Source organism: Gemmatimonadota bacterium (assembly GCA_016713785.1).
Classification (GTDB): domain Bacteria; phylum Gemmatimonadota; class Gemmatimonadetes; order Gemmatimonadales; family GWC2-71-9; genus JADJOM01.
Genome location: JADJOM010000001.1, coordinates 972,954 through 983,060 on the forward strand (window position 1 = coordinate 972,954; position 10,107 = coordinate 983,060).

At 71.3% G+C, this 10,107-nt stretch carries 9 protein-coding genes; all 9 read right to left on the bottom strand.

What is annotated here, in order from left to right:
* Window positions 1-10 precede the first annotated feature (10 nt).
* Window positions 11-439, bottom strand: coding sequence for a hypothetical protein (locus IPJ95_04370; protein MBK7922854.1), 429 nt, complete (start codon window positions 437-439; stop codon window positions 11-13).
* 456 nt (window positions 440-895) lie between these two features.
* Window positions 896-2,611, bottom strand: coding sequence for an efflux RND transporter permease subunit (locus IPJ95_04375; protein ID MBK7922855.1), 1,716 nt, complete (start codon window positions 2,609-2,611; stop codon window positions 896-898).
* On the bottom strand, window positions 2,602-3,966 hold the full coding sequence (locus IPJ95_04380) for an efflux RND transporter permease subunit (GenBank protein MBK7922856.1): 1,365 nt from the start codon (window positions 3,964-3,966) through the stop codon (window positions 2,602-2,604). Before IPJ95_04380 ends, IPJ95_04375 begins: the two co-directional genes overlap by 10 nt.
* Window positions 3,914-4,495 (bottom strand): efflux RND transporter permease subunit, encoded by a 582-nt coding sequence (locus IPJ95_04385; protein MBK7922857.1) that lies wholly within the window; start codon window positions 4,493-4,495, stop codon window positions 3,914-3,916. Before IPJ95_04385 ends, IPJ95_04380 begins: the two co-directional genes overlap by 53 nt.
* On the bottom strand, window positions 4,492-4,902 hold the full coding sequence (locus IPJ95_04390) for an efflux RND transporter permease subunit (protein ID MBK7922858.1): 411 nt from the start codon (window positions 4,900-4,902) through the stop codon (window positions 4,492-4,494). The genes IPJ95_04385 and IPJ95_04390 overlap by 4 nt, the downstream gene beginning before the upstream one ends.
* 21 nt (window positions 4,903-4,923) lie before the next feature.
* Window positions 4,924-5,745: an efflux RND transporter permease subunit gene (locus IPJ95_04395; protein ID MBK7922859.1), complete on the bottom strand. Its 822-nt coding sequence runs from the start codon at window positions 5,743-5,745 to the stop codon at window positions 4,924-4,926.
* 136 nt (window positions 5,746-5,881) lie between these two features.
* Window positions 5,882-6,772, bottom strand: coding sequence for an efflux RND transporter permease subunit (locus IPJ95_04400; protein MBK7922860.1), 891 nt, complete (start codon window positions 6,770-6,772; stop codon window positions 5,882-5,884).
* Between the two features lie 10 nt (window positions 6,773-6,782).
* The gene (locus IPJ95_04405; GenBank protein ID MBK7922861.1) at window positions 6,783-7,082 is read right to left on the bottom strand and encodes a hypothetical protein; all 300 of its coding nucleotides are present in this window, start codon (window positions 7,080-7,082) and stop codon (window positions 6,783-6,785) included.
* Window positions 7,083-8,839: 1,757 nt separating this feature from the next.
* On the bottom strand, window positions 8,840-9,211 hold the full coding sequence (locus tag IPJ95_04410) for a hypothetical protein (protein ID MBK7922862.1): 372 nt from the start codon (window positions 9,209-9,211) through the stop codon (window positions 8,840-8,842).
* Between the last annotated feature and the right edge of the window lie 896 nt (window positions 9,212-10,107).

Sequence of the window (10,107 nt, forward strand, 5' to 3'; positions counted from 1 at the left end):
CCCTCCTGGGCTAAGGTGATTCCGTCCTCGAACCTCCGGTGCTTGCCGGAGGCACCTCGTGTGGCGTCGGCATTCCCTCATCCACCCAGGCCTCGATCTCTGCCACGCCGATCAGGCGCCTGATCACTCGCTGTCGGGACACCACCGCAACCTGCAGCGCGGTATCACTGCGGGCATCGGAGACCCAGCGCTCCAGGAGAATGAGTTGCGGCGTGCTTTCTCGCCCTCCCGCGCTATCCGCCCCGATGCCGGCGATTCCGAGGCTCTGCCAACCTCCTCCGCTCGCCACCTCGAGGAACATCGGGCCCACCTGCCTGAGGTGGCGGAGGCCTTGCTCGGGGATCGGATCGACGGCGATGCCCGCCATTCTGAATCCCACGCTGCTCGATTCAGCCACGGCACTGACATGTGCTTGGATGCGCTGGAGCAGAACGGGCATGCGGGGGTCACGGCACCAGGCGCAGCGCGAATCGCCGACATAGACCAGAAGAAGGCTACGGCCCACAGTCACACCGCGCTCAACCGCCCGCCTCATGGTGGTGGCACGCCGCGACCGCGCAGTACTCCCAACCTTGAAGGCGACGACGAACGAGGCCAAAGCAAGCGCGCACAGGCCCGCATGGAAGAATCTTCGTGTCGACATTGCTACCTGGTCCCGCATAGAGAGCAGGCCAAACGCCTCGTCTCGGCGGGAGAGGCGCGGCCTGGTTGCCTCCGCCACCATACCCCCCAGATCGCGCATGTCAAGACTCGCGCAACGCAGGGGCAACACGTGCCGCACAAGTCTCGCAGCACGCGGGGGCGGGAAGTGCCGCACCGGTCGACCCGAGTTCATGAACCGGCGTTCGGCCGCAGGAACTGAAGGGCCGCTTCCCGCGGGTGCGGGAACACCGCCTTACCGCCCGATCGCCTTTCCCCGCCGCACCAGCATCGGCGGCAGGAGCAGCATGGCGCCGAGGGTGCCGGCCACGGTGCCGCCGGCGGTGGCCAGCGCGATGGCGCCGAAGAGGTCATCGGCGCCGGTACCCACGGCGAGCGGGATGAGGCTGGCGAGGGTGGTGAGGGTCACCAGCATGATCATCCCGGCGCGGTCGCGGCAGGCGGCGAGGATGATGTCGGCGCGTACGGCCGTGCGCGCCGACGGCGTCCCCGCCTGCCGCGATCGCTGCAGGACGCCATCCACGAGCAGGATGGCCTGGTTCACCGCCAGGCCGATCACCAGGATCACCCCCACGGCCGCCTCGCGGGTGAAGGCCGCGCCGGTCACCCAGAAGGCCACCACCACCCCCGCCAGCGCGATCGGCAGGCTCAGGAACACCATCGCCGCGCCCCACGCCGAGTCGAACACCATGGCCACGCTCAGCACCACCAGCGCCAGGCCCACACCGAAGACCAGCCACAGCCCGCGCTGGCTCTGGTCGTCCACCCAGCCGAAGTACTCGTCGCTCACCGTGTAGCCGGCGGGGACCGCAATCGAGCGCATGAAGGCCTCGTGGGTCCGGTTGGCGAGCTTGGCCGGGCCGCGGAAGTCGTAGCTCAGGATGCGGACGTACTGCTGGTCCTCGCGGCTGATGCGCGCCAGCGCCTCGCGCTCGGAAAGGGTGGCCACGTCGCCCACGCGGACCGGCGCGCCGGCGGCGTTGGGGAGCATGGCCTCGCGCAGCTGGTCGAGGCTCCGCTCGCGGCTGCCGGCGGTCTTGAGCGACAGCCAGAGGTCCTCGTCGCCGAGCAGCAGGCGCTGCCGGCCCACGGCACCGCCCACCTCGCGGCCCACCGCGCCGGCAAAGTCCTGGCTGGTGAGGCCGAAGCCGGCCAGGCGGTCGCGGTCGGGCGCCAGGGTGATGTCGCGGGCGCGCTCGCCACCGGACCAGAACCCGGCGGCGTTGATGTCCACGGCGCGGACCCGCGGCACCCGCTCCAGGCGGGCCTTGAGGTCGAGCGCCAGCCGCTCCACCCCGCCGAAGGAGTAGCCCAGGATCTTCACCCGGAAGGTCTGGGCCGACCCGAAGGTGCCCCCGCTGGCAAAGCCGGGACCCAGCCCCTGCACGCTCACCGCGGCGCCGCCGATGAAGGCGGCCCGCTCAGTGAACTCGTCCTGCATGGCGTAGGGCAGCGCGGTACGCGCCGCGTCGTCGTCGAAGACCACCCGCACCATGCCGCCGTCGGGGGCGCCCTGCGCCTCCACCCGTTCCACGCCCGGGCGGCCGGCGGCGATCCGCTCGAACTCGCGCAGCGCCTGGTCCACCATCGAGGGATCGGAGCCGCTCGGGAAGTCCACCCGCGCCGCGAGGCTGGTACGCTGGCCCCACCACCCGCTGAAGCTGGAGCGCGGCACCTTCACCGCGAACACCCAGCCGAGCCCGCCCAGCAGCGCCACCGTGAGGCTGATGCTCACCCAGCGCCACCGCAGCAGGCCGAGCACCATCCGGCGGTACAGCCGCTCCGACCGCCGCCAGCGGACGGCGTGCATGCCGTGCCCCGCCGCGATGGCCGGCAGCATGACCACCGACGTGAGCACCGACCACCCGAGCCCGAGGGCAAAGGACACCGCGAAGGGCGTGAAGGCGGCGCGCGCATCGCCCTGCAGGTAGAGGAAAGGAATCAGCACCACGGCGGTGGTGAGGGGTGGAGCCGAGCACCGCCGGGACGATCCGCCGCCCCGCGTCGGCGCGGGCGGCGGCGGTATCTGCGACGCCCCCGGAAGCGATCGACCACCACCACCGCGTTCTGGACCAGGATGCCGAGGCCCATGCCCAGGCCGGCGAGGGTGAGGAGGTTGGCGGGGATGTCGAGGAGGTAGAGCGAGAGCGTGGTGCCGGCGATGGCCACCGCGGCGCTGGCCATGACGTAGGCCACGGCGCGCGGCGCCTGCATGGTGAGCAGCAGCACCCCGAGCACCGCGACGAAGGCGACCAGCCCGCGGCGCACCAGGTCGGTGAGCTCCTCGCCCAGCCGCAGGCTCTCGTCGGCGAGCACCTGGAATCGCACCCCGGCGGCAGCCGGCTCCCAGCTCCGCCAGCGTGGCGCGGACCCGAGCGGCGGTGCGGATGGCGTCCGCCCCGGGCAGCCGCGCGATGCGAAGCAGGACGCCCGGCTCGCCGTTGACCCGATAGAGCCGGCCCTGGTTGTCCTCCTCGCGGCGGAGGGTGGCCAGTTCCTCCAGCCGGTAGAGGCGCCCGCCGGGCCCCGGATGGGGAGCGCCGCGAGGCTCGCGAGGCCGGCGGGGTGTCGCGCAGCACCACCCGGCGCTCGCTGGCGCCCGCCAGCTGCACGCCCAGCGCCTGGACCACCCGGGCGCCGTTGAGGGCGGCGAGCAGGTCGGCGGGGAGACGCCGAGCTGGCGCAGGCGCTCGGGCTGGTACGCCACCGCCACCCCACCAGCGCGCCGCCCAACGCGTCCACCCCGGCCACGCCCTCGACGGCGGCGAGCCGGGGCGACACCTGCCGGTCCACCAGCTCCTGCATGGTGCCGGCGGTGTAGGGCCCGTAGACCGAATAGGAGAGGAGCGGCTCCTCGTCGAGCCCTCGGGGACGTAGTTGCTCACCGCGAGGTCGGCGGCGCCGGGGGAACTCGGCCCGGAGCAGCTCCAGTCGCTCCAGGACCCCGAGCCGCGCCAGCTGCACGTTGGCGGTGGGCTCGAGCTCCACGTCGAGCCGGGCATAGCCCTCGCCCGATTCACTCTCGACACGCTGCACCCCGCGCACCGACTGCACCGCGGCCTCGATGGGGCTGCCGAGGTGGGCTTCGACCAGCTCGGCCGAGGCGCCGGGCCACTCCATCGAGACGGTGAGCCGCGGCAGCTCGACGGTGGGCCGGGTGGCGAAGGGCAGCCGGGTGAAGCGACCCAGCCCGCGAGCAGCAGCGCGCCGCAGGTGGCCCAGATGACGGCCGGGCGGGAGGCGGCCCAGTGGATCACAGCGACGGCTCAGCGGCTCGGCGGCTCGGCGGCTCGGCCGCGGGGGCAACGACCCGCTGCTCCACCACCGCGTAGGCGGTCGGCAGCAGGAAGAAGGTCACCGCCAGCGCCGTCACCGACCCGCCGATGACCCCGGCCGCGAGCGGCTGGTACAGCTCCCCACCGCTGCCCCAGCCGAACACCAGGGGCAGCACGCCGGTGATGGTGGTGATCGAGGTCATCGCGATGGCCCGGAGCCGCTGGCGGCCGCCCAGCAGCACCGCCTCGCGGACCAGGTGGCCGGCGGCCCGGAAGCGGCGGATGGCGTCGAGCTTGACCACGGCTTCGTTGTCGGCCAGCCCGATCATCACCACCATGCCGATCAGCGCCACCGCGTTGAGGCTCTGCCCCGTCAGCCAGAGGACCACGATGCCGCCCGCCCCGGCCAGCGGCACCGTCAACATCACCAGCAACGGCGTGGTGAACGAGGCGAACTCGCCGGCCAGCACCAGGAAGACCAGGGCCACCGAGAGCACCGCCACCAAGGTCAGCTCCCGGGTGGTCCGCTCCTGCTCGGCCTCGGCGCCGCCGATCGTCACCTGACCCCGGCCGGGGCCGAAGGCCGCCCAGCGCCGCTCGATCCGGCCACCGCCCGCGCGGTGCCGCCCCGCTCCGCCGCCCCTTCCACCACGTGCACCGGCCGCTGATTGATCCGCACCACCTCGACCGGGGCCCGGAGTCCTCGCGACCGCACCAGCTGGCTCACGGGGACGCCATTGATCGTGGTGGCGAGGGCCGTGGCGAGGTCCTCGCTGTCGTTGCCGGTGTAGCGGACCTTGATCGGGGTCCGGCGATCCGTTTCCCGGAAGTCGCCCGAGGCCACGCCGCCGAGTCCGCCGGCCAGCGCGTTGGCCACCTGGTCCGAGGTGATGCCGAGCCGCGCCAGCTGGGCCCGATCGAGGGTGACCTCGACCGTGGGCTGGGTGCTGGCGTACGCGTCGCGCACACTGGCCCGCCGGCACCGGCATCAGGATCTGGGCCAGCGGAGGCCCCGCCGGCCTCGGCCCCGGCCACCAGCTCCTCGTCGGTGGCACCCCATCCGGCCGTAGATCCCCGCCGCGCCAACGCCTGGCGGGGCCTCCACCCGGCCGGCCTGGCGGGCGGTCTCCTCGATGGCGGTGCCCTCCGGCAGCTTGAGGTACGCCACCGCGACGCCCTCGTCCACCCGAGGGAGGATCTCCCGCGGCAGCCGCAGCGTCACGCACACCGCCAACCCGGTGAACGCCAGCGCCACGGCGAACACCGCGCCCGGCCGGGCCAGCGACCACCGCATCCCGGGCTCGTACCAGCCCTCGAGGCGGTGACCCATGCGTGCAGCCGGCTCCCGCCGCTCGAGGCTCGGCTGGCGCCGGTGGCCGCCCGCCGAGCCGGCCCCAGCATCATCACCGGCATCAAGGTCAGGGCCAGGATCAGCGACGCGCCCACCGACATCACCACGCTGAGCGACAGATCCCGGAACAGCGCCGCGGCCAGGCCCCGGACGAACACGATCGGGCCGAACACCAGCACCGTGGTGAGGGTGCCGGCGGTGAGCGGGCCCGCCTCCTCGGCGGCCCGCGCCGCCCTCACCGGACCCAGCCCCGCGTCCCGAGGCCGGCCGCTGGCCTCCGCCACCACGATCGCGTTGTCCGACCAGGAGGCCCACGCCGAGCGCCAGACCGCCGGGGGACAGGATGTTGATGGTGACGCCCATCAGCTGGAGCAGGGTCAGCGCCACCAGCACCGACAGCGGCACCATCAGGCCGATGGCCAGGGCGCTCCTCCAGTCCCCGAGGAAGAACAGGATCACCAGGAGCGAGAGGCCGCCGCCGATGACGATTTCCTGGATCAGGTTGCGAGCGCGTCGGTGACGAACCGGGCCTGGGCCGCCACCACCTTGATCCGGACGCCGGGAAACTCCTTCACCAGGTCGTCGATCGAGCGGCTTAGATCTCCCGGGTGACCGCGACGGTGTTGGCGCCGGCGTCCTTATATATGACGAGGCCCACGGCGCCCTGGGCGTCGAGGGTCGTCAGGGTGGTCGGGTCCGCCAGGCCGACGCTCACCGAGCCGATGTCGGCCAGGGTGATCCCGCTCTTGGCGGGCCCGACCGGCGTCCGGCCGATCTCGTCGACCGACTGGAACTCGGTCAGGGCCCGGAGCGAGAACCGGAACTGGCCTCGGCGGATCGAGCCGCCCGCGGCGGCCGCGTTGGCCGACTTGACCGCGGTGGCCACGTCGTCCGGGGTCAGGCCCTGCCGCCGGGTCCGCTCGGGATCGATCTCGACCTGGATCTCGTCTCCGGCCTCGCCCTGACCGCCACGCTCGACACCCCGCCCAGCTGCTCGAGCCGCCGGGCATGGACGCCCTTGGCGATCCGGGCAATGCTCCGGAGGTCGCCGCCGCTGGTCAGGCCGAGCACGGCAATGGGGCGTTCGCCGGGGTCGCTGGTGAGCAGGGTGGGGCGGTCGGCCCGTTCGGGGAGCGGCGCGGGCGTTGTCGAGCCGCTCCCGGACCTGCAGCACCGTCGCCGCCATGTCGGTGCCCCAGGAGAATTTGAGCGTGGTGGTGACTTCGCCGTTCCGGCTCACCGACTTGACGTCGACCAGCCCGGGCGTGGCGGACACCGCCTCCTCGATCGGCTCGGCAATGAACCGGCTCACCTCTTCGGCGGCGGCACCCGAGTAGGCGGTCCGGATCGTGAGCACCGGCAGCTGCACGTCCGGCAGCAGCGAAACCGGCAGCTTGGCCAGCGACACCGACCCGAGCAAACAGAGGGCCAGGGTGGCGGCAATGGTGGTGACGGGCTTCTTGAGCGCCGCGGTGGCGAGCGACATGCGCCGATCCTTACTGGTTGCCGCGCTCTTGCTTGGCCACCAGCTTGACCGGCGCGTCGTGCGTCAGGGTCAGGTGGCCTTCGACCAGCACGGTGTCGCCCGCGGCCACCGGGATCTGGCCCGACGCGCTGTCGGCCAGGACTTCGGTTTCGAAGCCGTTGGTCCGGCCCGGGAAGATGTAGACCCACTGGGCCCGGCCGCCCTTGACCACGAACACCAGCGGGCGGCCGTCCCGTTCGATGACCGCGGCGGCGGGGACCACGATCCGGTTCGGGAGCCGGGTGGCTTCGAGCCGGACGTCGGCGTACATCCCGGGTTTGAGACCCGCCCGGCCGTGCGGAGCCTAGCGGTCCCCCCCCCCGCCGACGCTCACCACCACGCGGCCCGCGCAGGCCGCGGTATCGACCAGGGGGAGCACCGCGGTGATCCCGAGTCACGCCTTACCGGTGCCGGCGCCCGGGGCCGGAACCGCGCCTCGCCGCCCACCGTCACGTAGGGGAGGTCTGCTCCCGCTACCTGCGCCTCAAGGCGGAGGTGCGTCATATCCACCACGGTGGCGAGGTCCCGGCCGGGCGGACACCCGCGAGCCGGCGGCCGCCCCGAGCCGGTCCACGACGCCATCGAACGGCGCGGTGATGGTGGCGCGCTCGCGGTCGAGGCAGGCGCGTTCAGGCACACCTCGGCGCCAGGACGCCGGAAAGAATCACGGCGTTGCTCGTTGGCGTTCGGCGTCCTGCGCGTTGGTGAGGAGGATCGAGTCGGTGGCGAGGTTGGCCTGCAGCCGGATGCGGGCCTCGTCGAGCGCGGTCTCGGCCTCGCGCACCGCGAATCGAAGGGGGCGCCAGATCGAGCCGCACCAGCGGCTGCCCCTTCCGCACGGTGGCGCCCGGGCGCCACCAGCACCTCGTCCACCGTGCCGTTGGTTTCCACCTTGAGCTGCGCCACCGCCTCGGATCGCACCTGCCCCGTCGGTGGCGATGGTGAGACCAGGTCGCCCTTGCGGACCGGCGCGCCGGTCACGGGAGCAGGCGAGCCGCCGGCGCCCGGCGGCGGCACTATCGACGCCACCGGGGGCCGAGATCCGCCGCCGAACGCCGCGTCCTTCCTTGCGGGCGGGAGGAGGAGCAACAGGGTCGCGAGGGCAGCCGGGCGCAGCCTGACACGCGGCGTGGCGGGCCGAGGCAGGAGGTCGGTCATCGGGCGTCTCGATCGCTGGGACACGGTGCCCCTGGGGATGCGCTGGGGGGCCTCGGTCGCGGGGACAGGCGAGGTCCTGGGAGCCGGGGCCACCTGCAATCTGGGGTATTGGCAGGTGGGGACCAACGCGGGGCCGCGATGGAGTCTCGCGAAGCGCGGAGGATGCGCCGGAAGACCCCATCAACTGGACTACGCTGAGCGCGGGGATGTCAAGCCATTACCAGCAGGATGTTGACGAGGTTTTCCTGCCAGGAGCAGGGCACTATGGATGCGACGGTAGCACCGAACCCAGCCCCGGGCGCGATCGCGATGATCGACGGGAAATGAGCATGCACCGATGAGGGCTGGGGCAATGGCGGCGGTAGAGGGGAAGAAGAGAGCCCCCATGCGACAAGACTGCAGCCGATGTACAGCGCCCTGATTGCCATTCGTCGGTGGAAGGTGCGGGTGCGTGGCGGTGCTCATGGCGGCCTCGGGACGCAGGACACCCCCTACGACGAAGAGACGACCGGCGTTTCAGTGGGATGCGGACTCAAGACATAAGAATAGCTGCCCGCACAGGGCAATCAGGCAGCGAATTATCGCGGACCGGTGCTCGAAGCCCACGCACGGCCCCCGACCTATAAGCCTGACGACACTCGCCATGGCGCGCCCGGTGGCCTCACTACCCCGCGTCTTCGATGGCTCCCATCATGCGGCTGGCGTACGGAACTGAGTGGACTTGCTGTCTCCGATCTGGACCGGCGCAGGGCGGTGACGCTGGGGCTTGCATGCGTCAGGAAGGGTGGTCTGGGAGCGAAAGCGACCCACCCAAGCTACACGGCATGAGGCAGCTATGGTTGGTCAACGACGGACTCCATCGCCCATGTGTCAGGTTGGCGCCTTGCCCACCTTATGCAACACGATGTGCAGTACGTCCCCTGCGTCTTCATAGGAGCCGAGCAGATAGTCTCCGCCGATTTCGAACGCTTTCACGTCCCCCTCGATGGACCGGGTCGGCGGCGGAGCACCGTCGGGGCGCGACACCCTCCGGGCGGGTAACTCCCTCTCCCGGCAGAGAGGTAAGCGCCACAGCGCCCCCTTGGCCATCCGCAAACAGCTCGAAGTAGGGTGTACTTCCGGCATCAGGATCCTCAGCATGAACGCCTTGTAGGCGTCCCATTCAGTCGATATCAGGTTGCCGACCATCTGCTCGATCGCCGACGCATGGAACGCGAGGTGGTCCTTCGTCGGGACTTCCAATGAGGGAGCAAACCGATTAGACCTCCGGCGGGCGCGCGTACACGTGTGGACGAAGGCCGAGTCCCGCGTACCAAAGGAACTTTAGCCGTCTCGGACACCGCCACCCTCGTACGCTTGCCCATCAGGCGGTTCTCGTATGGCACATCACCGAAGCGTGCCGAGCAGGTCCCCTGCGCATTCACGAGCAGCAGAGGCGCGCGATAGCGAGGAGCCTTGCCGCTCAGGTCCGGCATACGAACATCCTTGGGCTGCGCCAGTCACTGCCACGGGCGGCGGCCCACGCGGCGAGAGCACTCCACAAAGAAAGCGGGATTGCGAGGCAACCTGAAATCACGGGCGTGCTTTCCTCGCTTGCTGACCACCGACACGCGTGCTGCGGTCCACACAAACAACGAGTCTCGGCCACACTGCCGGGCCAGGGGAACGCTCTGAAGCTCGCCCGGACCCGATCCTTCCCGCCCCGCCGAACGCACGAGGCGTCCCTCTTGGCTGAACACCCGGATCGAGAGGCTGCTCCCATCCGCTATGGTATTGTGCCGTCTGAGGCAGGCACACCGCCGATCAGACTGCCTCGAAGGGCGGGCTTCCGAGAAGGCTTACGCCTCGATGTCGAGCGCCTTTGTCAGCGGCCCGTGACCGGCCTCGCTTCCCTCGGCTCGCGCTGCGTCACCGGCGTCACCGCAAGCCAACAGCACGGCAAGGCCCATCATCCACTTTTGGCCACGCCGGGTGTCGGGCGATGGCGTTTAGACCCATTTCTGCGGCTCCGGAAGTTGAAAGGTACTGCGCATTGGGTTGTCTAAAGGGGCGCCCGTAGCGTACGGGACCACAGGCCACCTGCGCTACCTCGAAGACCGTGCAGCGACCGCCTCCCGGACATGTTGCTGGACGAGCGC